The sequence below is a fragment of the Natronomonas halophila genome (assembly GCF_013391085.1).
GTDB classification, from domain to species: Archaea; Halobacteriota; Halobacteria; order Halobacteriales; family Haloarculaceae; genus Natronomonas; species Natronomonas halophila.
In genome coordinates this window covers 1,817,345-1,840,240 of the sequence record NZ_CP058334.1, presented here as the reverse complement: position 1 = coordinate 1,840,240, position 22,896 = coordinate 1,817,345, and the positions used below count along the sequence as shown (strand labels likewise).

General features: G+C 65.5%; 22 protein-coding genes. 12 read left to right on the top strand and 10 right to left on the bottom strand.

Features of this window, described 5'->3' with window-relative positions:
- Positions 1–43 precede the first annotated feature (43 nt).
- A complete protein-coding gene (locus tag HWV23_RS09910) occupies positions 44–886 on the bottom strand; it encodes a hypothetical protein (protein WP_178290249.1) in 843 nt (280 codons plus the stop codon).
- Between the two features lie 82 nt (positions 887–968).
- Here HWV23_RS09910 and HWV23_RS09905 point away from each other — a divergent pair, with 82 nt between their 5' ends.
- On the top strand, positions 969–1,685 hold the full coding sequence (locus HWV23_RS09905; protein ID WP_178290248.1) for a rhodanese-like domain-containing protein: 717 nt from the start codon (positions 969–971) through the stop codon (positions 1,683–1,685).
- Positions 1,686–1,722: 37 nt separating this feature from the next.
- Here HWV23_RS09905 and HWV23_RS09900 read toward each other — a convergent pair whose 3' ends face one another.
- The 3 genes from HWV23_RS09900 to HWV23_RS09890 all read right to left on the bottom strand — a co-directional run bounded on the left by HWV23_RS09900 (position 1,723) and on the right by HWV23_RS09890 (position 3,792).
- Positions 1,723–2,136 carry a DoxX family protein gene (locus HWV23_RS09900; RefSeq protein WP_178290247.1) on the bottom strand — a complete coding sequence of 138 codons (414 nt, stop codon included), beginning with the start codon at positions 2,134–2,136 and terminating at the stop codon, positions 1,723–1,725.
- A gap of 183 nt (positions 2,137–2,319) precedes the next feature.
- Positions 2,320–3,198 carry a hypothetical protein gene (locus tag HWV23_RS09895; RefSeq protein WP_178290246.1) on the bottom strand — a complete coding sequence of 293 codons (879 nt, stop codon included), beginning with the start codon at positions 3,196–3,198 and terminating at the stop codon, positions 2,320–2,322.
- A gap of 45 nt (positions 3,199–3,243) precedes the next feature.
- A complete protein-coding gene (locus tag HWV23_RS09890) occupies positions 3,244–3,792 on the bottom strand; it encodes a cupin domain-containing protein (protein WP_178290245.1) in 549 nt (182 codons plus the stop codon).
- A gap of 117 nt (positions 3,793–3,909) precedes the next feature.
- Between HWV23_RS09890 and pheA the strand changes: the two genes are divergently transcribed.
- Complete coding sequence (pheA, locus tag HWV23_RS09885; RefSeq protein WP_178290244.1) at positions 3,910–4,713, top strand: prephenate dehydratase; 804 nt, start codon at positions 3,910–3,912, stop codon at positions 4,711–4,713.
- A 2-nt stretch (positions 4,714–4,715) separates the two neighbouring features.
- On the opposite strand, the gene HWV23_RS09880 is transcribed toward pheA, so the two are convergent.
- Positions 4,716–6,788, bottom strand: a complete 2,073-nt coding sequence (locus HWV23_RS09880; protein WP_178290243.1) for a CHAT domain-containing protein — start codon at positions 6,786–6,788, stop codon at positions 4,716–4,718.
- 193 nt (positions 6,789–6,981) lie between these two features.
- Here HWV23_RS09880 and HWV23_RS09875 point away from each other — a divergent pair, with 193 nt between their 5' ends.
- The 4 genes from HWV23_RS09875 (at position 6,982) to HWV23_RS09860 (ending at position 10,189) form a co-directional block, all read left to right on the top strand.
- Positions 6,982–7,794 (top strand): transcriptional regulator TbsP domain-containing protein, encoded by an 813-nt coding sequence (locus tag HWV23_RS09875; protein WP_178290242.1) that lies wholly within the window; start codon positions 6,982–6,984, stop codon positions 7,792–7,794.
- A gap of 46 nt (positions 7,795–7,840) precedes the next feature.
- On the top strand, positions 7,841–8,563 hold the full coding sequence (locus HWV23_RS09870; protein WP_178290241.1) for an endonuclease NucS domain-containing protein: 723 nt from the start codon (positions 7,841–7,843) through the stop codon (positions 8,561–8,563).
- 70 nt (positions 8,564–8,633) lie between these two features.
- Entirely contained in the window at positions 8,634–9,644 is a 1,011-nt protein-coding gene (endA, locus tag HWV23_RS09865; RefSeq protein ID WP_178290240.1) for a tRNA-intron lyase, read from the top strand.
- 92 nt (positions 9,645–9,736) lie between these two features.
- Positions 9,737–10,189: a universal stress protein gene (locus HWV23_RS09860; protein ID WP_178290239.1), complete on the top strand. Its 453-nt coding sequence runs from the start codon at positions 9,737–9,739 to the stop codon at positions 10,187–10,189.
- Between the two features lie 27 nt (positions 10,190–10,216).
- On the opposite strand, the gene HWV23_RS09855 is transcribed toward HWV23_RS09860, so the two are convergent.
- Entirely contained in the window at positions 10,217–10,789 is a 573-nt protein-coding gene (locus HWV23_RS09855; protein ID WP_178290238.1) for a cysteine hydrolase family protein, read from the bottom strand.
- A 138-nt stretch (positions 10,790–10,927) separates the two neighbouring features.
- On the opposite strand from HWV23_RS09855, the gene HWV23_RS09850 reads away from it, so the two are divergent.
- Positions 10,928–12,385, top strand: a complete 1,458-nt coding sequence (locus tag HWV23_RS09850) for an Hvo_1808 family surface protein (protein WP_178290237.1) — start codon at positions 10,928–10,930, stop codon at positions 12,383–12,385.
- A gap of 37 nt (positions 12,386–12,422) precedes the next feature.
- Positions 12,423–13,559 carry a nicotinate phosphoribosyltransferase gene (locus tag HWV23_RS09845; protein ID WP_178290236.1) on the top strand — a complete coding sequence of 379 codons (1,137 nt, stop codon included), beginning with the start codon at positions 12,423–12,425 and terminating at the stop codon, positions 13,557–13,559.
- Between the two features lie 18 nt (positions 13,560–13,577).
- Here HWV23_RS09845 and HWV23_RS09840 read toward each other — a convergent pair whose 3' ends face one another.
- Genes HWV23_RS09840 through HWV23_RS09830 form a run of 3 tightly spaced genes read right to left on the bottom strand, consistent with a single transcriptional unit; the run spans position 13,578 to position 15,548 of the window.
- The gene (locus HWV23_RS09840; protein ID WP_178290235.1) at positions 13,578–14,960 is read right to left on the bottom strand and encodes a ribonuclease FAU-1 family protein; all 1,383 of its coding nucleotides are present in this window, start codon (positions 14,958–14,960) and stop codon (positions 13,578–13,580) included.
- Positions 14,957–15,331, bottom strand: a complete 375-nt coding sequence (locus tag HWV23_RS09835; RefSeq protein WP_178290234.1) for a DUF7532 family protein — start codon at positions 15,329–15,331, stop codon at positions 14,957–14,959. The genes HWV23_RS09840 and HWV23_RS09835 overlap by 4 nt, the downstream gene beginning before the upstream one ends.
- A 58-nt stretch (positions 15,332–15,389) precedes the next feature.
- Positions 15,390–15,548 (bottom strand): hypothetical protein, encoded by a 159-nt coding sequence (locus HWV23_RS09830; RefSeq protein ID WP_178290233.1) that lies wholly within the window; start codon positions 15,546–15,548, stop codon positions 15,390–15,392.
- A gap of 123 nt (positions 15,549–15,671) precedes the next feature.
- On the opposite strand from HWV23_RS09830, the gene HWV23_RS09825 reads away from it, so the two are divergent.
- Both HWV23_RS09825 and HWV23_RS09820 read left to right on the top strand, forming a co-directional pair.
- Positions 15,672–16,766: a PrsW family intramembrane metalloprotease gene (locus tag HWV23_RS09825; protein WP_178290232.1), complete on the top strand. Its 1,095-nt coding sequence runs from the start codon at positions 15,672–15,674 to the stop codon at positions 16,764–16,766.
- Positions 16,767–16,896: 130 nt separating this feature from the next.
- Complete coding sequence (locus HWV23_RS09820) at positions 16,897–17,415, top strand: hypothetical protein (RefSeq protein WP_178290231.1); 519 nt, start codon at positions 16,897–16,899, stop codon at positions 17,413–17,415.
- Between the two features lie 21 nt (positions 17,416–17,436).
- Here the strand turns inward: HWV23_RS09820 and HWV23_RS09815 are convergent, their stop codons facing one another.
- Complete coding sequence (locus HWV23_RS09815; protein WP_178290230.1) at positions 17,437–19,017, bottom strand: tryptophan--tRNA ligase; 1,581 nt, start codon at positions 19,015–19,017, stop codon at positions 17,437–17,439.
- Positions 19,018–19,700: 683 nt separating this feature from the next.
- Between HWV23_RS09815 and HWV23_RS09810 the strand changes: the two genes are divergently transcribed.
- On the top strand, positions 19,701–20,450 hold the full coding sequence (locus HWV23_RS09810) for a helix-turn-helix domain-containing protein (protein ID WP_178290229.1): 750 nt from the start codon (positions 19,701–19,703) through the stop codon (positions 20,448–20,450).
- Positions 20,451–20,519: 69 nt separating this feature from the next.
- Positions 20,520–22,877 (top strand): heavy metal translocating P-type ATPase, encoded by a 2,358-nt coding sequence (locus tag HWV23_RS09805; protein ID WP_178290228.1) that lies wholly within the window; start codon positions 20,520–20,522, stop codon positions 22,875–22,877.
- Positions 22,878–22,896: the final 19 nt, after the last annotated feature.

Here is a 22,896-nt window from a genome sequence, read left to right as displayed (position 1 = left end):
CCAACGGCGGGAACCAAAAGACCGCCGGCCGACTCGCGGTTCGTTAGGCACCGGTCGTCACGTCGACGCGGATAGCCTCGCCGTCGGCGGGTTCCCACGCAGTGGGGTCGACGATCGTGTCGTCGACGAAGACGGCGAAATCGGTGCCCGACTCCCGCTGGTCGTAGGTGGTGTCGTCGATGGTGAGGACGTGAAAGCCCTCCTCGCGGTCGTAGTCGAAGTGGGGCAACAGGGCCAGTCCCTCGCCGACGGTGACGCGGTCTTCGCCCTCCATGTACCACTTGCCGTCGCCGGCGTGGAGGTGGAAGGCGGCGGACTCGTCGGCGTGTTCGGACTGGAAGCGGTCGGCCGTGAGGTCGAACGGGTCGCCGTCGATGCGGAGGCCGATATCGCCGCTCGCCGAGACCCGGTCGCCCTCGACGCCGAGTTGCTGGCGGCCGGTCGTCGTGACGACTACGAGCAGGTCGTCGCCGTCGCGGAGGCGGTAGGCTGCCGGGTCGATGAGGCGCTCGTTGACGAAGACGGCGAGTTCGGTGCCGGGCGACGACGCATCGTAAGTGGTGCCGTCGATGGTGAGACGGCGATACCCGCCGTCGCGGCCGTAAGCGAAGTGAGGGAGCAAATCGAGGCCCTCGGCGGGAGTGACGCGCTCGTCGCCCTCCATATACCAGTCGTCGTCGCCGTCGTGGAGGTGGAAGGCGACGGATTCGTCGGCGTGTTCGGACTGGAAACGGTCCGCCGAGAGGTCGAGGGCGTCGCCGTCGATGCGGACGGTAATGTCGCCGGCGGCGTTGACCCGCTCCTCGCTGTCGGACCGCGTGATACATCCGGCAGCGCCAGCACCGGCGACCGAGGCCGTCGCCGCGAGGAACGCACGGCGTTGCATATCCCCTCGCAGGAGCGACCGACGCAAAACGCTATCGCCGCCGCAGGGAACCGTTTTGTCCACGCGGGTCGTATCCGCTGGCATGAACCGGCGAACGTTCCTCCAAACCGGCGTCGCGGCCGGCGCAGTCGCGACCGCTGGCTGTCTCGGTGGCGGCGATGACACTCCTGAGGCCGCCAACGAATACGGCTACGAGACGACGACCACCGACGACGGCGTCGAGGTCCCTTTGGTCCCCATCGACGACGCTATCGAGTGGTATCGCGCGGACAACGACACCGTCTTCGCCGACGCTCGAAGCCTGACCGCCTACCAGCGCGCCCATATCGAAGCGGCCGTCCTCAGTCCGGCGCCCGACGGCCAGGAGGGCGGCGACCCGCTCGCGGACCGCTCGACGGACACCCGCATCGTCACCTACTGTGGCTGTCCGCACCATCTCTCGGCGATGCGCGGCGCCACGCTCATCGAGAACGGCTACGTCGACACCTACGCCATCGACGAGGGGTTCGGCGCGTGGGTCGACGCCGGCTATCCGCTGGCAGGTGACGCCGTCGAACAGCGGCCCGACGTCTACGAGATTCGCGGCCGAACCGACGCCACCTACGCCGGCGAGTACGCGTGGGCGCGCCACGACCCGACGGGCCAGCGCGAGGCGGTCCCCATCGCCGAGGACGGCGGGTTCACGCTCGAAATCAAGTTCTACGACGTGACGCGCGATTCGGAGATTCGCGTGACGACGCCGGCTGCCGAGACGGAGCAACCGCTCGGAAACCTGCTCGGGGACGTCGTTCGATTATAAAGGGGAAAAGGGACTCGCGTGGACAGTCGGACCGCGTTTACAGGCCGACGTTGACCGCGTAGGGCCAGACGGCGTTCGCGACCGCGAGGAACGCCAGCGCGGCGCCGGCGCCGTAGATGTTCTTGAGGAACGCGGTCATCTCGTTTTGGGCCTCCTCGCCCTCCTGGTTCCAGAAGTCGTGCATCGTGATTGCCGAGACGACGAGGAACAGGGCGATAGCGCCCGCGCCGATGGCCGGGAGGACCCCCGTAATAAGCGAGAGGCCGCCGAAGACCAGCAGGCCGCCGCTGAAGAGGACGGACGCCTTCGGCGCCGGCAGGCCCTTGAACTGGGCGTAGCCGGTCATGTCCTCGAGGTTCAGGAAGTGGTTGAGACCCATGAACGCGAGGACGCCGCCGAAGAGGACTCGCGCGATGAGGAACACGATGTCGGCGCCTGCAGCGTCGAACATCAGGCGACCACCGCCGTGAGCGTCGAACGGTTGGCGGGCGATACAGCACTCATTTCGATATCTGGTTTCATTACGTTACCAGGTAGGATATGGAACCTATATATTCTCTCGCCAACATGAGCACAACCAAGTAACATCGATGTCCGCGGGAGATAATACCACGGCACAGGAAGCGAAAAACCGCTAGACGCGGTCGCCGAAGAGGCCGCCTTCGACGGTGAATCTGCCGCCGCCATCGCCGCCGTCGCCCCCCTCGCCGCCTTCCTCGTCGGGTTGCTCGTACTCCCCGCGACGCTTTCGGACCCACCACTCGATAGCACCGACACCCCCAAGAACGGACGCCAACAGGGGCCAGACGGCCAGCAGGAGCACGACGACGAGTTCGGCACCTTCCGCGACCAGCGGTTGGAGGTACGCGAGGTCGACCAGCAGGTACGCGGCAAGGCCGAAAAGCGGCGCGACGAGGCCGAATCGCCGGTTGAGCGCGACCGGAAGGCCGACGAGGACGAGTGCGATGCCGAAGACGTACCACAGCATGAGCAAGAGGTCGACTGACGGTGGCAGAGTCTGGGGCGCGCCGGTGTCGATGCGCCACAGCGGCAGGACCGCCCGCAGCGTGAACACGCCGAAGTAGACGATAGCCGCCATCACGCCGACCGAAAGCGCCCGGTAGCCGGCCTCCGAGGGTGGGTTTTTCAGGCGATCGACTCGCGCCCGAACGAGCGCGTCGGCGAGGCCCGCCACCACGACGAACGGGCCGACGACGAAGAGCCCGACCAGCAGTTCGTCGCCCGTCCAGCCGAGCACGGCGGGCGCAAGCGCGAGTACGGCGACGAGTACCAACGGCGCGAAGACGCCGTGGCGAGCGGCCACGTAGGCCGACCCGCCCGCGACGGCGAAGGGGACGACGGCGACCGCCGCGACTGCCAGTATCGTTCCGTAGGGGACGCCGGGCGTGGGCGGCAGCCCGATGAGGTCGACGACGAACGCGTACGCGAGCGCCAGCGCGGACGCGAGCAGGCCGAGTCCTACCCCGGCAAGCGCCGCTTTATCGCGGTTCATGCCGGCACTCCGGCGGGCGGATATATAAAACTCGGAGCGTGGACGCTATCGAGCAGGGTCGGCCGCACCGCAGGACTGGCAGACGCTGGCGGGGCGGCCTTCGACCAGTTCCGCGCGCAATTCACCACCCCCACACTCGGGACATTCGGGCACCCGTTCGGCGTCGCATTCCGGGCAGACGAGACGTTCCTCGCCGGCGGCGAATTCGAGCGCCATCGCGTCGGCTTCGCAGGCGTGACAGCCGACTGGAACCCGGAGTTCGTCGGTGCCGGCGGGCGCGCCGACCGCGAGTACGACGAGTCGCTCGTCCGCCCGGTTCGTACAGGACTGGAATTCGCCGGGTGCAAAGCGGATAGCCTCGTCCTCGGTGACGGCCCGTTTCCCGTCGAGCGTCTCGAACACCGCCGACCCCGACAGCACGACGAACACCTCTTCCTGGTCGAGATGTGTGTGGAGGCCCGCGATGCGCTCGCCCGGGTCGACCGCGTAGTGGTTGAGCGCCACCGCATCGGTCTCTACCGCCTCACCGAGATTTCGACGCTCGATGCCCGCGTAAGACGCAACGTCACACGCGTCGACGGTGACTCGGTTCATGGCTGGCCTTTCCGGCGGCGATGTTTAAAAGTCCGCAGCGCTCGCTATCGTGGTCCTCCCTGCGGTCGGACCACGCCCCCGACGCCCTTTTCATACCTCCCCATCTACCGTGAATCGATGAAGGCCCTCACGCTCGGTCCCGAAGGAACGTACTCCCATCGCGCGACGCAGGCGGTTGCCGACGAAATCGACTTCGTCGAGTCGGTGACCAGCATCGTCGAAGGCGTCGCCGGCGGCGAGTACGAACGCGGCGTCATCCCCATCGAGAACAGCATCGAGGGGTCAGTCACCGAATCGCTGGACGCGCTGGCGGACCGCAACGTCGCCGTCGTCCGCGAGATCGTCACGCCGATCAAACACGCGCTGCTCGCCCAGACCAGCGAGTTCGATATCGTCGCCAGCCACCCGCAGGCGCTGGCCCAGTGCCGCGAGTACCTCGCCAGCGAGTACCCCAGCGCCAAGACCGAGGCCGTCGCCTCCACCGCCCGTGGTGTCGAACGCGCCCGCGAGGACCCGACCGTCGCGGCCATCGGCCATCCGGAAAACGCCGGCGATGACCTGCAAGTGCTCGCACAGGGCATCCAGGACAGCACCTCCAACGCCACCCGGTTCGTCGTGCTGGCGCCCGAAACCGAGCGCTCCGATGCCGGCGGCAAGAGCACCGTCATCGTCTATCCGAACACCAACTATCCCGGTCTCCTCCTGGAGATGCTCGAACCGTTTGCCGACCGGGACATCAACCTCTCGCGCGTGGAATCCCGCCCCAGCGGCGAACGCCTCGGCGACTACATCTTCCACTTCGATTTCGCCGCCGGCCTCTACGAGGAACGAGCACAGGAAGCAATCGACGAGTTGCGCGGCCTCGCCGAAAACGGCTGGGTGCGCGTTTTGGGCTCCTACGACACCGAACACGTCGTTTAGAGTTATTCCAGTTCTTCGGCTAAGTCCGACGCCCAATAGAACTCGCCTTCGAATTCGACGGGGACGTCTTGGAGTTCGAGGAAGTCCACGAGTTCGTCTCTGGAAAGATTGTAGGGGCCAATCAAGGTGCCGCTAAGATATCGCTTACCCTCGGAGTCGGTATATGGTGTTATCATTCCTCCGAGCCCGTATTGGTCCGTATAGGGAAGCATCGAGAGATGGTACTCATTTCCTGATTCAGCAACGATACATCGGTTCGGAAGATGACTCTCTGCGTGTAGAAATGTGGCACTATCGTCACCGATAGTCAGATACTGCCCGCCAGTGAATGAACGGCTTCGTGCAATCGAAAGAGCATCACGAAGCCCGAAACCTTGATTCAGCATGCGAGCAGTTGTCCGGCCAACAGCGCTAGCCGGTTCATCGATTACATCGCTGAGCGTGGCGATACCTCCAATCGCACCGGCTTCGACCAGAGCGGCCGCCTGTTGATAAGACTGGCAAGCATTGAGGAAGAAGATATCCGTGCCAACTGACGAAATATTCTGGATATCGAGAAAGCCGTTCGTACACTGCAATCCTTTGGGCTCGGCATGACCGATATAATGGAAGAAGTCAGTATCGCGCTGAAGGACCTCGGCCAATTCGTCGCAGGTTAACCCGTCATGGGTGCGAATATTGAAAGGAAGGTCCTCTCGCGTACCGTATAGTTCCTCGACAGCAGCCGCCTCACCGTCCATCCACGATTCGTTGCAGACGATGGTCACCGTGACGGTCCTCTCTTCGAGCGGCTCCCGGTTGTGACGGTTCTGGTGACCCTCAGCCATGAACTCGCTCGCTCGGAGCGGGATATCATCGCCGACCCAGATATCGGAGAGTGTTCGAGGATCAGGTGAGACATCGACGAAAGCGGCATCCTCGTTGAATACGTCGGTCGTTGCTCGAGTCGCGCTACTTCCACCCTCAACAAAGGCCTGTATGCTCGCCTTGCGGGCGTCGTCACCTGTCACCCGTGGATACGTCGTACATTCGACGAAGGCCAACTGCGCCGCGAGATACGGCATCGCGGTTACATGTTCGATATCTGGTTCGACGTGAGCGGTAACCGACCACTGTGGAAGATATGGTTTCAGCGTCTCGAAAGGAACATCCAGATACGCCCGCAATTGCTCTGCCAGTGGTCGGTCGTAGTAGTCAGCTGGGGCAAAGGGTAAATCATCAGTTACGCGTTCGTGAACGCCGATTTTGAATGGGTAAAAGCCAGCCCGACGAGCGAGACAGTCAAGCAGGAACACATGCGGAAGGATTTCTTTGACGGCTGATGGGAACTCTTCGAGGGACGTCTCATAGATAGTCTCGCCGTCAGCGACGATTCGAGGGGTTTCACCCGGTTCGATGGCTGCATCGAGATAGTAGACTAGCGGAACAGCAGGGTAGAGCGCGTCAATACGAGGTGGGAGTTCGAAGACGACATCGGAATCGTGTGGCTCGATGTTGTCTGGGACCTCGAGTTCCGAGCCGAGCGCTATCTCTGGCGGATGTCCCCGAATAGTTGGATACGAGCGGTCAGGAGAGTCAGCCAGAATACCTTCACCCAGACACGACAACGCAGTCATCAGGTCTTCGGGGTCACCAGTCGTGGTGACAGTCTCGGGGGGTTGGCTCCGAGGCGATCGAGATCCGATCACCAGCCGTGTCGGGCCGTCGAATGAAACACGCGATCGCTCCAGGTTCGCGTCAATAGATATGCTGCTGGATACCTCTATGTAGATTTTAACCGAGGCAGAGAGCTCGATGAAGTAGTCATCAGCCGGTAACGAGTGTTCGCAGTCATGTTCAGCGCTAAGAACCATCCGACCAGAACGGTCCCGAACATACACCTGAATCGCTTTCGAGGTCTCGAACCCCGATATCGTCGTCTCCACGGCGTCGGTAACACGGAAGGGAAAGTCAGCAGTCGTGGGCGTCAGCGTGCAGGGCTGGTCGGTATAGAGGTCGGTCTGTTCGTGACCGACGGTATCCGCGACGCGAATCCGCGGTGGCGACGACAGCGACTCGAAGACGACACCAGTCATTAGTTCCACCTACCCAATTTCCATGTATAAAGTTGCCCATCGAATCAGTCGCCGACGGTTCGATAGAGGATAACACGGGATGGGGGGGCGTACGTCCAAACCGGACGGAAGGTCGGCCATCACGCCGAACGGGAGGGATTATCCCCCGACCGTTTGCCGAAGATTTAACTCAGGTATCGACGTGTCTAGAGGTATGCCCTTAAAGAGTATCAATAATGAACGCGTCTCGGCCTATGCTGACGTCTTCAAGGCCGACAGCGACGTGTTCATTACGTCTTCTCGTGTCTCCGATTTCACGGATATTCTGTCTGCACTCGAAGAACACGACCCGGAGGGGGAGATTCGCATTCTGACGGACGATGAGACGGCAAAAGCAGTCCGTCGTCGGTTTCTGGTCGCTTCGTATCTGGTCGACTATATCGAGCGGGGCACCGTCAGCGTCCGGCGACGGGAGGGCCACCTACCCTCGTTCGTCATCACCGACGGCGCAGTAACCACGATTACGGGCGTCGACGAGACGACACTGACCGTGGTAATGGACGACGACGAATCGTTCGTCGCCGGCACGCGCGAGACCGTCGAAGAGCAATTCGACACCGCCGCTGACGTCTCCTTTCGGACGCCCGCCTACACGGGAATGCTCGACCAACTCGACGAGAAACTCGGCACGACGATGCGGGACGACGTCGAGACGGTGCTGAGCGCGGCCGTTGAGACCCGAAGCGACGAAACCTCCGTCGACCCCGTCCGCCTCAGTATCCTGATGGGGGCGAAAAACGAGGTCCAGTTCTACGAACTCGGCAACTGGGGCGAATCCACCGGCGTCGGCAGCAAGGCGAAGTTCTCCCGCGAAAAGCGAAAACTGGAGGACGTCGGCCTCATCGACACCGAGAAAATTCCGAAGGACATCGGTCGCCCCCGCCAGCGACTCGTCCTCGGCACCGACGTCGACGAAGCTGACCCCGTCCAACTGCTGGGCCTCGCAGAGAGCGTTTCCGCGGCCTGATTCTCGCGTCCGCGTACTTATATAGGAAGCCGCGGCCAGCGGCCCCGTGTCGATTCGCACCATCACCGGCGACTGTATCGTCCACGCCAGCGGCCGCCGCGACCGGATCCAGCGCGGCCGGGTTCACGTCCTCATCAAGCCCGATGACACCGTCCTCGTCCACGACGCCGACGGCTATCAGCCCGTCGCGTGGCTCACCCGCCCGGCGGAACTCTCGGTGACGACCGACCCGCTGTGGGTCGTTGCGACCGACGGCGACGAGAGCCTGCAAATCGAGGCCGCAGGCGACGAGGACGGCGACCTTACCACTCAGAACCACGACGTGAGCCGTGCCGGAATCCCAGTCGGCGACTGTCGCTGTGGCGGCCACCTCGTCCGTACCGCCGGCGAGGTCGTCTGTCTCGATTGCGAGGCTGTCTTCGGGCTTCCGAGCGGCGCCAGCGTCACTGACGACACCTGTGACTGCGGCCTGCCGAAGTTCCGCGCCGACCGCGGCGAGACCTTCGAGTTGTGTCTGGACTACGATTGTGGCTCCCTCACGGAGGCCGTCACCGAACGGTTCGACCGCGAATGGGACTGCCCGGAGTGCGGAAGCCCCCTCGAAATCCTCCGGCGCGGCGGTCTCATCGCTGGCTGTGCGGACTACCCCGACTGCGAGACCGGCTTTTCGATTCCCGATGGCCGCATCGTCGAGGAGTGCGATTGCGGGCTCCCGGTCTTCGAGACCGCCAGCGGTCGACGGTGTCTCGACGCGACCTGCGGGACGTAGCAGCGAACGGCAGCGCCACGCCTTTCCGCCGACCGTAGCGGCTATACGACCGGGGCCGCGACAACCGCCCATGCAGGGCCAACTCATCGACGGCACCGTCGAGGTCGGCGCCAACGCCCGCGAGCGGTACTACGATTCGCGGGGCTACGGCCGACCGCGCGGCGACGGCGTCGTCCTCTCGCGGGTCGAGGCTGCGCATCTCCTCTATCGCGGGGACCTCGATGCCGTCGACGGGCAGGATTTCGCCGCGTTCCTCGCCCAACACGAGGACATCGTCGTCGACTTCCTCGTCTACCGGGATTTGCGGGACCGCGGCTTCTACCTCTCACCGGCCCGCGATGGCTGGGTCGACGACCCCGCGGACATCGATTTCGTCGTCCACCCGCGCGGGGACGGCCCGTGGGACGACACCGTCGAACACCGCGTCAGCGTCGTCGGCGAACGGGCCTCGATCCCGCTTGCCTCCCTCGGGGACGTCGTCCTCGCCGTCGTCGACGAGGAAAGCGAGATCACGTATCTCGACACCGACGACGAACCCGTCGCGGGGGAAAGTTCGATGGCCTTCGACGGCAGTACGCAGGGACATCTGCTGGAGGACCGCGTGCTCTGCTGGGAGCCACCCACTGACCTCTACGAACGGGGGTTCTACGGCCAGCAGATGGGGCGTGACGACGACACCCTTCAGTTGTCGCTGCTGGAAGCGACCTATCTCGCCGAGACGGGCCATTTGAACGTCGATGGCGGCGCCGAGGCGCTTCTCAACCGCGGGCGTGCCGTCGAGGGCGAGCGGTTCGACCGGCGGCTGACGGTCTATCGGGAACTCCGCGAGCGGGGGCTGGTTCCGAAGACCGGCTTCAAATTCGGCGCCGATTTCCGGACCTACGCCGACGTCGAAAGCGTCGAGGAGTTGGGCCACTCGGAGTTGCTGATTCGGGTGTTGCCCGCCGACGAAATCCTCTCGCCGCGTGACCTCGCGCTGGACGTTCGGCTGGCCCATGGCGTCCGCAAGGAAATGGTCTATGCGCTGGTCGACGGGAACGGCGATATGCGGTGGGTGTCGGTTGCGCGGCTGACGCCGTAATCGCCGTCCCCAGCACGACCGGACTCGCGCAATATCCACGCTAGTCAACACAACTATACGATTGAGTCTATCAACCAGAACGTACGAAACGAATGACTCAAAATTCGATTATTATCCCAACGGATGGAAGCGAGTACGCCATGTCTGCTGCCGAAGTTGGATTCGGGCTTGCCGAGGACCTCGATGCGACCGTCCACGCGCTCTCGGTCGGGGACACGAGTTTAACACATCGTTCGTCGATCGGTGGCTCCGGGCCGATGACGGAAGACGACGTTGCCGAACGGGCGTCCGAGTGGGCATCCGAACTGGCCGACGCGGCTGAAGCGGAGGGACTCGACGCGGCAGTCGTCGTTCGCACGGGGACGCCCGCAGAGGAGATTTCGAACTACGCGGACGAAATAGGGGCTAACATGGTCGTCATCGGGACGGCCGGCCGCAGCGGTTTCGAGAAGACGGTCCTCGGAAGTGTGACCGACAAGGTCATTCGGACGGCGCCGGTTCCCGTCGTCACCGTCCAGCCCGATGGGACTATCGACGCTGCCTGACCCGACGTCGCGTAGGGAACGCGGGACTCAGACGAACTCGATATCCTCACGGGCGTGGACCTCGCCGAACAGCCAGTCGGCGTGCTCCAGGGCGTATTCGCGGTGGTCATCCTCGATACAGCCGACGGCATCCTCCAGCAGGAGGGGCCGATAATCCCGAAGGCCGGCCGACCCGGCGGTGTGGAGGACGCAGACGTTCGCCAGCGTGCCGCAGATGACCAGATCGTCGATTCCGTGACTCTCCAGCCACCCCTCCAGTTCCGTCTGATAGAAGGCGTCGTAGGTGTGTTTCACGACGACGAGGTCAGCGTCGTCCGGGTCCAGTTCCTCGACGAGTTCGGCGTCCCACGACCCCTCGACGACGTGTTCGCCCCAGCGGTCGAACTCGTCGTAGTAGTGGTTGTCCTCGAACTGTTCGGGCGGGTGGACGTCCCGGGTGAAGACGACCGAGGCACCGGCTTCGCGGGCGGTGTCGACCATCTCCACACACGGCTCGATGGCCGCCTCGCTGTTTGGCGCGTACAGCGAGCCGTCGGGATGACAGAAGCCGTTCTGCATGTCGACGACGACGACCGCGGTGCTGTCGGGGGCCAGTTGCATATGCGGTACTTCGAACGGAAGCGCAAAACCGTTACCCCGCGGGCAGTCCGCGCGTGCCGGGCGGCACCGAACCCACGGTTCCGGCAGTGCCGGACGACTGCCGTGGCTTTTTGCCCGCGTCGGCCCTGCGTTAGGGTAATGAACCGACGCCCGATGGCGGCCATCGCCCTCGCCGTCCTGTTGGCGCTTGCCGGCTGTTCGGCCGGCTACCAGCCCTCTACGGCGGAACCCCCTACCTCAGAATCCCCCGAAAACGACCGGCTGGGCTACTACGATGGCTACTGGCACAACGACACCTTCGACATCAACGCCTCGAACGGCCTCACCGAATCCGAAACCGAGGCCGTCGTCTCCCGAGCGATGGCCCGGGTCCAACTCCTCCGGGGCCTCGAATTCGAGGAGGACATCGAAGTCGAACTCCTGACCCGCGAGGAGTTCCGCGCGGAGAACGACGACGTCTGGACCGCGCCGAACGCGAGTGCTCGCCGTCTCGACAACGCCCAGTTCGAGGCGCTGTTCCTCGTCGGGCCCGACCGGGACATCGTCGACGTCCGGGGCGGGAACCGCGGCGGGACCGTCCTCGGCTACTATCTGCCCGGGACCGGCCGGCTCGTTCTCGTCAGCCCCACGGAACCGGCGACGCTGGTCGACGAGTACACCCTCGCTCACGAACTCGTCCACGCGCTGCAGGACCAGCAGTTCGGCCTCGAATCGCTCGGTCCCGGGACACTGGATTCGGTCAACGCCCGCAACGGCCTCATCGAGGGCGACGCCACGTCGGTCCAGCACGACTACGAGGACCGCTGTGCGAGCGGCGAGTGGCAGTGTATCGGCACCGGCGGCGGGTCGGGCGCCTCCGCCGGGTCGAGCTTCCACTGGGGCGTCTACTTCACCGGGTTCTTCCCCTACGCCGAGGGCCCCTCGTTCGTCGACCACCACCGCGAACGCGGCGGCTGGGATGCCGTCAACGCGATGCACGAGGACCTGCCGACCGACGCCGCCGAAATCATCTATCCCGCGACCTACGACACCGACACCTACGGGAACGCGACGGTGACCGACCGCAACGACGCCGACTGGGAGCGCGTCCGGACCGAACGAGGGCCGGACTACGCGACGGTCGGCCAGAGCGGTCTGGCGTCGATGTTCGCCTACACGCTCTACGTCGACGGGGCAAGCGGGAACAGTCCCGTCATCGACCGAAACGAGTTCCTGAACTCCGGGCAGAACGGGCTTGACCGCGAGCGGCCGTTCACCTACGACGTGAGCTACGCCGAGGGGTGGTACGCCGACCGCCTCCACGCCTACGCCGACGGCGACCGCACGGCCTTCGTCTGGAACGTGACGTTCAACGACCGGACCAACGCCACGGAGTTCGGCAACGGCTACGAGCAGGTCTTCGAGTTCTGGGGCGGCCAGCGGGTCGCGACCGACGGCGGCGCCGAAGTCTGGCGGTTCGGCGACGAGGAGCGGTTCCGCGGCGCCGTCTGGGTACAGCGGGACGGCACCAGTTTCACCGTCGTGAAGGCACCGACGCGGGGGAGTCTCGACGACGTGTACGCGCCCGCGGGGAGCGGCACCGACGACGGCCGATAACGGCTACCTTTTTCGCCGCGCGCGTCGATGGGTCGATATGTTCGACATCGTCCCGGAGTCCGCCATCGTCGAGGGGCGGGCCACGGACGCGTATTTCCTGCGGACCGAGGAGGCACTGGAACACGCCGGGCGAAATCCGACCGTCGTCGCCGAACTCACTCAGGACCAGTTTCCGACCGGCGAGTTCGACTGCTTTGCCGGCCTGAAAGACGCCGCGAACCTGCTTGCGGGCTACGACCTCGACGCCGACGCGGTTCCCGAAGGGACGCTGTTCGACGGCGGCCCCGTCATGCGCATCGAAGGGTCGTATCTGGAGTTCTGTCGACTCGAAACCGCGCTGCTCGGATTCCTCTCGCACGCCTCAGGTATGGCGACGGCCGCCCTCGAAGCCCGCCGCGCCGCGCCCGAGACCTCGCTTTTGAGTTTCGGCGCCCGCCATGTCCACCCCGCTATCGGCGGCGTCGTCGACCGTTCGGCGATGCTGGCCGGCCTCGACGGCTTCTCGCTCGTCGCCGCCGAGGAGTTCATGGACCACGAGGCCTCCGGGACGATGCCGCACGCGCTCATGATTTGCTTCGGCCACGGCAATCAGGAAGAGGCCTGGCGCGCCTTCGACGAGGCCGTCGACGAGGACGTCCCCCGCATCGCGCTGTGTGACACCTACGACGACGAGACCGACGAAGCCCTGCGGGCCGCCGAACTGGGCTTCGACAGCGTTCGTCTCGATACGACGAGTTCCCGCCGCGGCGACTTCCGCCACATCATCAAGGAGACGCGCTGGAAACTCGACGCCGAGGGCTACGAGGACGTGGATATCTTCGTCAGCGGGGGAATCACACCCGAAACGATTCGGGAACTCAAGGACGTCGCCGACGGCTTCGGCGTCGGCAGCCACGTTTCCAACGCAGACCCGCTGGATTTCGCCCTCGACATCGTCGAAATCGAGGGCGAACCCGCCGCCAAGAAGGGCAAACTCTCGGGCAGAAAGGAGGTCTACCGCACGCCCGACGGCGGCCACCACATCGCGCTGGCCGACGAAGAGGGGCCCGAGGACGGCGAATCGCTCATGGAGCCGCTGATTCGAGACGGGGACATCGTCGCGGAGTTCGACCTCGAGGAGGCTTCGGAGCGCGCGACGGCCGAGGCCGAGCGCGTCGGGTTTCGGGAAGAATAGGACGCGAGAGTTACGTTCTCAAAGGCCGTTTTCGATAGAACCGGCGACCGTCCGCGCACGGTCAGCAAGGTCTTCGGCGATATGGCCGACCTCGACTGCTTCGTCGAGTTCGTCGTCGTCGACGCGGCGGACCTCGCCGTCCGGCCCTTTGACGACGTCGACGTGGAGGTCGACGTAGCGGACGGCATGCGGGAAGATTTCGACGGGCGTACAGACGTTGACGTAGGTCCCGCGACGGGTTCCGTCCGTGCCTTCGTAGACGGTGGCGTACCACCAGCGACCCTCGACGAAGGTGGTGCGGGCGATGTCGCCGGCGTGCCGCTCGACGCCCAAGGCGTCGTAGGTGCCGCCGCCGGTCATCTCGCGTTCGAGGGTAATCGACCCATCGGGGTCCCAGTCGACCACCTCGCCGCGGCCGAGCGTGATGTTCCGGCCGTCGGGCTTGCCGTGGCTGATGGCGAGTGTGTCGCCCTCCTGTGGGCCGAACTGGCGGGTCGTGACGGCGAAGGGGAACTGACCCGACGGCTCGCAGAGCGCCTCCGCGAAGTCAACGGCGGCGCTGGCGCGGTCGGTCGCGGCCTTGACGCGGTGGTGGCCGGGCATCGTCGTCTCGACGTCGCGGCGGTGCTCGTCGAGGGCAAAGCGCGTCTCGCGGCCGAACCAGACCCATCTGCCCGCCTCGGGAGCGACGATACGGCCGGGCGCGTCGTCCGAATCGAAGTCGGCGACGGCGCTCATCACGTCCTCGGCGCGGTCGTTGGCTGCTTCGAGCGCGTCGGCCATCGCGTCCAGCGAGGCGTCGTCGGCGGTGCGGGACCACTTCGGCGTCCAGCCCTCCGCGGGGTCGACCGGCAGGAGGTCGGCCATCCGGGCCGTCTCGCCGCGGTCCGGGTCGCCGTCGCGACGCAACTCCACGAGGCCGCCCGGGATTCGGAGGTCCGTCGCCAGCGACGGGCGGTCGTCGTCCCACGGCGGTTTCGGGACCGCGACCTGTACGCGGTAGGTGTCGCCTTCGTTGACGTAGCCCTCGGTTCGGTCGTAGGGGAGCCATCCCTCCGTGTCCCCCAAATCGACGACGGCACCGGAACCGAGCGTCTCCTCGACGACGCCCTGAAAGACCGCGCCCTGCGGGGCCGGGTCGTCCCAGACGAAGACGTCGAGCGCGAGGTCCGCGAGGCGGTCGGAGACGTCGGCGACCGCATCGGGCGCGCCAGCGACCCCGACGCCCTGTCGGTCGTCGGTGGTGCGGAGGGTGACATCGGCGGGCGCGGCCTCGAACTCGGCGTCGAACCGCTCGCGGATGGGCGGGGAAGCCTGTACCACGTCGTACTCCTCGCGGAGCAGTTCGGTGAGGGCAGTCGTGTAGATGCCGCGGATACGGACGCTGTCGCGGTCGGTCATAAGTCGTCGCGGTCGGCGGCGAAGCGCACGCGGTCGTCGACCGTCGGGCCGAGCGTGAGTTCGACGACGCTATCCGAGAGGACGCGGCCGCCCTCGACGTAAGCGCCCCAGCCGTCGAACTTGATGTAGCCCCGGAGATCGTCGGCGTGAGTGTAGAGGTCGACGTATTCGAGGCCGTGTTCGGGGAAGTCGCTGGCCGAATGGGCCATCTCCATATCCGAGTAGACGGTATCGACGCCCTCGAAGAACGCTTCGATGGCGTTGGCGTCCTCGGCGGTGGCCTCGACGACGGCCTCGGAGACCTCCTCTATCTCCGCCGTCGAGAGCCCGAACTCCCGAAGCGCCTGCTGGGTTCGCTGGTCGAAGTGCATACGCCTCGTTCGAAGGCGGGGACCGAAAGCGTCCCGGCTTGGAACGCCGGTGGGTTCTTCAGTCGTCGGCGGTCGCGTCCGCGGCCGCGTCGGCCTCGGTTTCGGCGGTCGGTTCCTCCGTGCTGGCGTCCTCGCTTGCTTTCTCGTTCCCGCGGTTCCCGTTCGGTCCCGGCGGCGCGGAGTAGAGAATCCCTCGGCTGGCGCTGTAGCGCGTCATGGCCCGATGTGTTCGATTGTCCTATTTCAACCTGCCCCTGAAGGTCATAATGTTGTATTATCACATTCGAGTCGCCGCGCGCTCGGGCCAAAACGTTAGGAGTCCGCCGGCCGCATTGCCGCTATGAAAGACCCGGTGGAGGCTCGCGCCGACGAGTCGGAGGACCTCTACGACGTCACGTCGTGGGAACCGCGGAGTCGGCTCGACCGACTGGCGGTGAAGACACATCAGGGCGTCCTCAAGGCTGGACGGGCGCTGCTCGTCGCGCTGGGCGTGTTCATTCTGCTTTTGATTCTCGGCGGCGGCGCGGCCGCTGCCTTCTTCGAGAACCCCTTCATTCTCGCGTTGGTCGCGCTGTCGGTGGTGCCGGCCGGGTTGCTGGCGGTGTACATCTACACGACCGACATCACGACCGACGAACCCGCGTCGTTGCTGGCGATGACCTTCGTGCTCGCCGTCCTCTTTGCCGGCTTTGCGGCCATCATCAACACCACCTTCAGGGGACTGTTCGGCGTCGGTGCCGGCGGTATCGTCGCCGTCGTCGGTCCCGTACCCGGCCTCCAGTTACTCGTGATGGTGCTGTTCTACTACCTCGTCGTCGGCCCCGGCGAGGAGGCGGTGAAACTGCTGGCGGTGCGCCTCCATGCCTACCGCGACAGCCGGTTCGACTCGGTCATCGACGGCGCGGTGTACGGCGCCGTCGCCGGCCTCGGCTTCGCCTCCATCGAGAACGTCCTCTACATCACACAGAACATCAGCGGTCCGAGCGCCGTCATCACCCAGACCGCAACCGATTTCGCCGCCGCGTTCCTCCAGACACTGGATGCGGGCGGCGAGATTACGGCCGTCCGAAGCCTCGCCGGGCCGGGCCACGTCATCTACTCGGCCTTCGCGGGCTACTACCTCGGCCTCGCGAAGTTCAACCCCGATAATGCCGGCCCCATCGTCGCCAAGGGCCTGCTCATCGCGGCCTTCATCCACGGCACCTACAACATCCTCGTCGGCATCGTCCCCGTCGTAATCGGCGCGCTGCTTCCCATCCCCGTCTTCATCATCTTCGTCGCCTTCGTCGTCGTTTACGACGGCGTGTTCTTCTATGCCCTCTACCGGAAAATCGCCCGCTACCGGAGCGCCTACGCGCGCGTTCACGACGACATCGACGACCCCGAAGACGCCGACTCCGAACTGACGGAGTTCGACCCGGATACGAACTCGTAGCGATTTTCCCCCTCGTTTTCGGCCCGAGGTACGACACGGAAACCACGCGTTCGTCCACCCCAGTATTTAAAATGCCGTCAATGTCCCGAGTAACGACCTTCTATTTATCGTCGCACCGGTTGCCTGTTGTATGAGTACACGACTCACATCACGAGCGCTCGTATCGGTTTTGATCGCCCTCTGTGTCGCGACGATGTTCGCGGGGTCGGCCGCCGCGGCCGGACTCGACGACGCGACTGACGTCACCGACGGGATTACCGACGGCGTCGGCGACAGCACCAACCTGACCGACGAGATTCCCGAAATCGAGGACCCCGAAGCCGGCGGTAACGGCGGCGGTGGCGACGGCTCCGTCAGCGTCGAAAGCGACCAGGGAAGCGCCTCCGCCGAGGGGTCGGTTTCGGTTTCCCAGAACGGCGTCGAAGTCGCGGCCAGCGGCGACGGGTCGGCGAACAACCAGAGCGTTGCCGGCGGCATCGACTGTGAGCTGAGCCCCGACTCGGCGCAGAACCCGCAGGGCGCCTGCGAAACCGACACGCCGGGCGGCGACGCGCCCGAACTGCCGGGCGATGAGGTCCCCGAACTGCCCGGCAACGACGTGCCCACCACGCCGGGGCTCGACGGCCTCGAAGAACTGCTCGCCGCCTAACGGTCGTAGTCCCCCTGACGCTTACTTCCGCGGGCTGTCGAGTTCGATATCGGCCGCTTCCAGCAGTTCACGTGCCTCCTCCCGCTTTTCCTGGTGTTCCGCCAGAAACTCCTTCATCAACTCGGCGGCCTGCTCCTTGCAGCCGCCACAGAGCCGCTCGCCGGTGACACACTCCTCGTAGACCTCGGCGGCGAAATCGTCGTCGTCGTTCGCCAGCAGGTACGCGTAGAGTTCGTAGACCGGACACTCGTCGGCTTTTCCGCCCAACTCGCGCTGCTTTTCGGCCGTCTCGCGGCCGCCGGTCGTCGCTGCTTTGACCTTGTCGTAGCCGCCCTCGGGGTCGTCGAGCAGGCTGATGTGGCTGGCCGGCTCCGAGGAGGACATCTTGCCCCCGGTGAGGCCGGTCATGAAGCGGTGATAAATCGAGGACGGCGGCAGGAAGCCGTAGCCCCCGTGGTCGACCTCGACCTGTCGGGCGAGTTCCTCGGCTGCCTCGGCATCGAGGTCGAAACTGTCGATGTGGCCCTCGTAGACGCGCTTTTCGCCGTCGACTGCGTCGATGAGCGCCTCGAAGGCGTCCTCGGTCGCGTTACGGTCGAGGAAGCGCACGCGGGGGCGAAGCGGTTCCTTGCCGCCCGAGCGGAGTTTCTCGACGGTGTTCCACAGCGCCGGGTGGTCCGGCGATTCGTCCTCGAGCCAGTCGGCGGCGTCGGTACAGCGGACGTCGGTTTCGGGGTCGGCGGCGTCCGCCGCGAGCGCCTCGTAGGCCCGGCCGACGAGTTCACGTTCCCCGTCGTCGAGTTCGAAACTCGCGTAGGCCTCGGTTACCTTGAAGTAGCGCATCCGACCGGCGAGGTCCCGAGCGAGCCGCATGTGGGGGTCTTGGTCGGGACCGACGGGGATGACCGTCGGCTTGGGTTCGTCCAGTTGCGGATAGAGGATATCGGCCATCTGGGTGACGACCGACTGCATGTAGGAGACCTCGGTCTCGCCGTCGAAGTCGTAGATGGCGCCCAACTCCGAGAAGTTCGCCTGCGTTCCGAGTTCGAAGGCGAGGTCCTGAACGTCGCGGTTGGTCGACTGCCGATAGATTTCGCCCTCCTCGGGGTCGAAACCCAGCGCGATGAGCGACAGCAGGTAGCTCTCGGTGTGTTCGTCGATTTCGTCCCACGGGATGTCGCGGGCCGCGTGGGCCTCCATGTCGGCGATGAGGCCGTAGGCGTCGCCGCCCTGCTGTTGGTGCCAGATGAGTTCGTCGAAGACGAGTTTGTGGCCGATGTGGGGGTCGCCGGTCGGCATGAAGCCCGACAGCGCGGCGAACGGCTCGTCGTTGACCATCGCCTCGGCGACGGGGCGGTAATCGCGGTGGCCGAAGATGACGCCCCGACGCATGAGATAGTGGGGCGTCGGCACCTCGGGGAGGACATCGTCGAACTCCTCGATGCCGAACTGGTCGAAGAGTTTCCGGTAGTCGGCGACCGTCGACGAGCCCCACGGGTCGAGGGCAACGTCGTCGGCTCCCTTCGCCCCGCCGTCGGGTCGGACCTCGCGGTCCGCCCCGGCAGGGGTGCCCTCGTCAGCGTGGGTTTCGTCGTCTGCCATACGCATCCGTCGGGGTGGTCCGCCCAAAAACCGTTCGCTTGCGTGAGAGGGCTTGTGGAGCAGTCTGATTGTGGTGTATCTGATTATAAAGAAAGCGTGGCGACTGTCTCGACCACACTACCCCCGAAGCCCTCAGCCGGCTGGCGGTCGCTCAGCGGGATACTCTCCCTTCGGTCGAGTAGTGCCCGCTGAGCGCCCAAGACAAGCGCTACCCGGCTTCGCCCTTCGATTCCATCAGGACAGCACCGCGACCGCACCACGAACCTCCCCAACCGACTCCCTCCTTCGCTGCGCTCAGTCGGTCGTCCCTCGCGCGCTGGCCGGCCTGACCGCCGCTCGCGTTCTGCTCGCGGCGGTCGGCCAGCGCGCGCCATTTATAAATAAACACTTGGCCGGGAGGATGGGTCGGCCGCACGGCCGACCATCCGACCCGGGGAAGGGCAGGGTTGTGCGGTCCCTGGAGGAATGAAAGGGCGAGGCCCGGAGGCGTTTATATAGTCGCTAAGGAGGCCCTATCCGAGCGAGCAACGCGAGCGAGGATATCCTCCTTAGCGACCGTCTCCGGGCCGAGGGCTTTCCGGCTGTTTGCGGCTAGAGAGTCGCCTGTTTGCGGTCAGGAAGTCGTCACGCTCGACTTATAAATGAAGCCGACAGGTTTTGTCCACTCGTCACCAAGGAAGCCTATGCGCGAACTCGTCTTCGCCCTCGAATACGAACCGGGGTGCAACCGGGTGGCCGACACGCTAGCGGAGCACCCGGACGCCCGGATTCGCTCGCTGTCCCTCCATGCGACCCCCGAGCGCCTCTGGCGTGTGGACCACGCCACCGGCACGCCGGAGGCGCTCGACGCCATCGAGGATGCCTTCCTGAACAGCGACTACTACGCGGACTGTCTCGCGACGGGCGACTGCGGCGCCACCCAGACCACGCGCGTGCTCGACCACACCGACGATACGCTCGTACTCTACTCCGACTGGGAGCGGACGCCCGACTGCGCGTCGGTTCCCCACATCGCCCGTGACCACCTCGGCGACGGTGTTCTCTTCGAGACGCGTCACGAGGGCCGCCACTACACCTGGCGCGTCATCCACTCCGGCGAGGGCGACGTCGCCGCCTTCTTCGCTGACCTCGAAGCGGCTGTCGGCGACTGTGCCCGAACCGAGATGCTGCGAACCGCCGAGACGTCGGCCTCGACGGGCGATGCGGCCGGCCGCAGTGACGACCTCTCGCCCGAACAGGAGGCCGCGCTGCAGGCCGCCGTCGAACACGGCTACTACGAGTCACCCCGGGAGGTCGACGTCGGCGAACTGGCCGACCATCTGGGCGTGCCGCGGTCGACGCTTACCTATCGCCTTCGACGGGCCGAAGAACAACTGGCGAAGCGCCACGTCGCGGACTCGCAGCTCGGCGCGGAACCGTCGACGCCGCTGTAGCGGGGCCGAGGGCGGGAGTTGGAATATTCCAACGAAGGCTTATCGACGTGTCGGCCGAACCGTCAGGTAATGACCGACGATGCAGACGCCGCGGACCGGACGGACGACGGACGGCGGCGGGAACTCACCGCTCGCCTCGCCGTCCCCGAGATGGACTGTCCGTCCTGTGCGCGGAAGGTCGACAAGAGCCTCCAGCGGGTCGACGGCATCATCGAAGCGACCCTCCAGCCGACGACCGGAACCGCCGCCGTCACCTACGACCCGGACCGCGTGAGCGAAAGTGCGGTCATCGACGCCATCGAGAACGCGGGCTACGAGGTGGTTCGGGAAACCGACGACGAGGGCGACGGGATAGACGAGACCTCGGAGGGCGTCGACGTCGCCCCACCCTCCGAAATCTGGACGAGTCCGCGTGCCATCAAAACGTGGGTCGGCACCGTCTTCGTCACGGTCGGCCTCCTCTTCGAGTTCGTCCTCACGGGGAGCAACCTCGTCGTGGCGAGCGTTCTCGACATCCCGCTGACGCTCGCTGACGTGCTCTTTCTCGGCGCCGTCATCGCAAGCGGGTTCCCGGTCGTCCGGGGCGGCTACTACTCCGCGAAGAACCTGAGTCTCGATATCGACCTGCTGATGGGGACGGCCATCATCGCCGCGACGGCCATCGGCTACTTCGTCGAGGCGGCGACGCTGGCGGTCCTCTTCAGCATCGCCGAACTGCTGGAGGACTACGCGATGGACCGCGCACGCGACTCCCTCCGGGAGTTGATGGAACTGTCGCCCGACGAGGCGACCGTCCGGCGCGACGGCGAGGAGGTGACCGTCCCCGCGGACGACGTCGACATCGGCGAGACTGTCGTCGTCCGCCCCGGCGACAAGATTCCGCTGGACGGCGTGGTGCTTGAGGGCGAAAGCGCGGTCGACCAGTCGCCGATAACCGGCGAGAGCGTCCCCGTCGACAAGAGCGTCGAGGACGAGGTGTACGCCGGCACCATCAACGAGGGCGGGTATCTGGAAATCGAGGTCACCTCGACGGCCGGCGAATCGACGCTCGCCCACATCATCGAGATGGTTCAGGGCGCACAGGCGAAGAAGACCGAAACCGAGCAGTTCGTCGACCGCTTTGCGGGTTACTACACGCCGACCGTCGTCGTGCTGGCGATTCTGACCGCCGTCCTCCCGCCGCTGGCGATTTCCGACCCGGTGTCGGTCGGCGCGGCCGGCTATGCCATCACCTTCGTCGGCGACTGGGGGACGTGGTTCATCCGCGGCCTCACGCTGTTGGTCATCGCCTGTCCCTGCGCGTTCGTCATCTCGACGCCCGTCTCCGTCGTCTCGGGCATCACCAGCGCCGCGAAAAACGGCGTCCTCGTCAAGGGCGGCAACCACCTCGAAGCGATGGGCGAGGTCGACGCCATCGCCCTCGACAAGACCGGGACGCTGACGAAAGGCGAACTCACCGTCACCGACGTCGTGCCGGTCGGCAAAACCGACGAGGCGACGCTGCTCCGCTCTGCCGCCGGCCTCGAACGGCGGAGTGAACACCCCATCGCCACCGCGATTCTCGACCGCGCCGAGGAATCGGGCGTGGGCGACGTTCCGGAACCTGCGGCCTTCGAGAGCCTGACCGGCAAGGGCATCCGCGGCGAATTGGACGGCAAGACCTACTACGCCGGCAAGCCGGCGCTCTTCGAGGAGTTCGGTTTCGCACTCGACCGCGGCCGACGAACCGACGGCGGCGCGGTTCCCGAACCCGAGCAGGACCCGACGGCCGGGGCGACCTTCGACGAGGGCACCCTCGCCGCGCTCGAACGGGAGGGCAAGACCGTCGTCCTCGTCGGTACGGAGACCGAATTGCTGGGTGCCATCGCCATCGCCGACGAGGTGCGGCCGACTTCGAAGCGCGCCGTCGAGCGCCTTCAGGAGTTGGGCGTCGAACACGTCGTAATGTTGACCGGCGACAACGAGGGGACGGCACGCGCCATCGCCGAGGAGGTCGGCGTCGACGAGTACCGCGCCGAACTCCTGCCCGAGGAGAAGGTCGAGGCCATCGAGGAACTACAGACGGAGTACGGCGACGTGGCGATGGTCGGCGACGGCATCAACGACGCGCCCGCGCTGGCGACCGCCGAGGTCGGCATCGCGATGGGCGCCGCCGGCACCGACACCGCCCTCGAAACGGCCGATATCGCGCTGATGGGCGACGATATCGGCAAACTCCCGTATCTGTACTCGCTGTCGCACACCGCCAACGGCGTCATCCGGCAGAACATCTGGGCGAGCCTCGGCGTGAAGTTCCTGCTCGCGCTGGGCGTGCCGCTGGGGCTGGTCAGCGTCGCCCTGGCCGTCGTTGTCGGCGACATGGGCATGAGCCTCGGCGTGACGGGCAACGCGATGCGGCTCTCGCGAATCAGCCCCGAAGAGCGATAAGCGTCTGCTGATAGCCCAA

Bases quoted from the DNA above. Each gene is read 5' to 3' on its own strand.
- HWV23_RS09900 (WP_178290247.1), bottom strand. From the start codon at position 2,136: ATGTTCGACGCTGCAGGCGCCGACATCGTGTTCCTCATCGCGCGAGTC.
- HWV23_RS09875 (WP_178290242.1), top strand. From the start codon at position 6,982: ATGCCCTTAAAGAGTATCAATAATGAACGCGTCTCGGCCTATGCTGAC.
- HWV23_RS09810 (WP_178290229.1), top strand. From the start codon at position 19,701: ATGCGCGAACTCGTCTTCGCCCTCGAATACGAACCGGGGTGCAACCGG.
- HWV23_RS09835 (WP_178290234.1), bottom strand. From the start codon at position 15,331: ATGCACTTCGACCAGCGAACCCAGCAGGCGCTTCGGGAGTTCGGGCTC.
- HWV23_RS09905 (WP_178290248.1), top strand. From the start codon at position 969: ATGAACCGGCGAACGTTCCTCCAAACCGGCGTCGCGGCCGGCGCAGTC.
- HWV23_RS09890 (WP_178290245.1), bottom strand. From the start codon at position 3,792: ATGAACCGAGTCACCGTCGACGCGTGTGACGTTGCGTCTTACGCGGGC.
- endA (WP_178290240.1), top strand. From the start codon at position 8,634: ATGCAGGGCCAACTCATCGACGGCACCGTCGAGGTCGGCGCCAACGCC.
- HWV23_RS09830 (WP_178290233.1), bottom strand. From the start codon at position 15,548: ATGACGCGCTACAGCGCCAGCCGAGGGATTCTCTACTCCGCGCCGCCG.
- HWV23_RS09820 (WP_178290231.1), top strand. From the start codon at position 16,897: ATGAGTACACGACTCACATCACGAGCGCTCGTATCGGTTTTGATCGCC.
- HWV23_RS09840 (WP_178290235.1), bottom strand. From the start codon at position 14,960: ATGACCGACCGCGACAGCGTCCGTATCCGCGGCATCTACACGACTGCC.
- HWV23_RS09805 (WP_178290228.1), top strand. From the start codon at position 20,520: ATGACCGACGATGCAGACGCCGCGGACCGGACGGACGACGGACGGCGG.
- HWV23_RS09855 (WP_178290238.1), bottom strand. From the start codon at position 10,789: ATGCAACTGGCCCCCGACAGCACCGCGGTCGTCGTCGTCGACATGCAG.
- HWV23_RS09860 (WP_178290239.1), top strand. From the start codon at position 9,737: ATGACTCAAAATTCGATTATTATCCCAACGGATGGAAGCGAGTACGCC.
- HWV23_RS09825 (WP_178290232.1), top strand. From the start codon at position 15,672: ATGAAAGACCCGGTGGAGGCTCGCGCCGACGAGTCGGAGGACCTCTAC.
- pheA (WP_178290244.1), top strand. From the start codon at position 3,910: ATGAAGGCCCTCACGCTCGGTCCCGAAGGAACGTACTCCCATCGCGCG.
- HWV23_RS09850 (WP_178290237.1), top strand. From the start codon at position 10,928: ATGAACCGACGCCCGATGGCGGCCATCGCCCTCGCCGTCCTGTTGGCG.
- HWV23_RS09880 (WP_178290243.1), bottom strand. From the start codon at position 6,788: ATGACTGGTGTCGTCTTCGAGTCGCTGTCGTCGCCACCGCGGATTCGC.
- HWV23_RS09845 (WP_178290236.1), top strand. From the start codon at position 12,423: ATGTTCGACATCGTCCCGGAGTCCGCCATCGTCGAGGGGCGGGCCACG.
- HWV23_RS09815 (WP_178290230.1), bottom strand. From the start codon at position 19,017: ATGGCAGACGACGAAACCCACGCTGACGAGGGCACCCCTGCCGGGGCG.
- HWV23_RS09895 (WP_178290246.1), bottom strand. From the start codon at position 3,198: ATGAACCGCGATAAAGCGGCGCTTGCCGGGGTAGGACTCGGCCTGCTC.
- HWV23_RS09910 (WP_178290249.1), bottom strand. From the start codon at position 886: ATGCAACGCCGTGCGTTCCTCGCGGCGACGGCCTCGGTCGCCGGTGCT.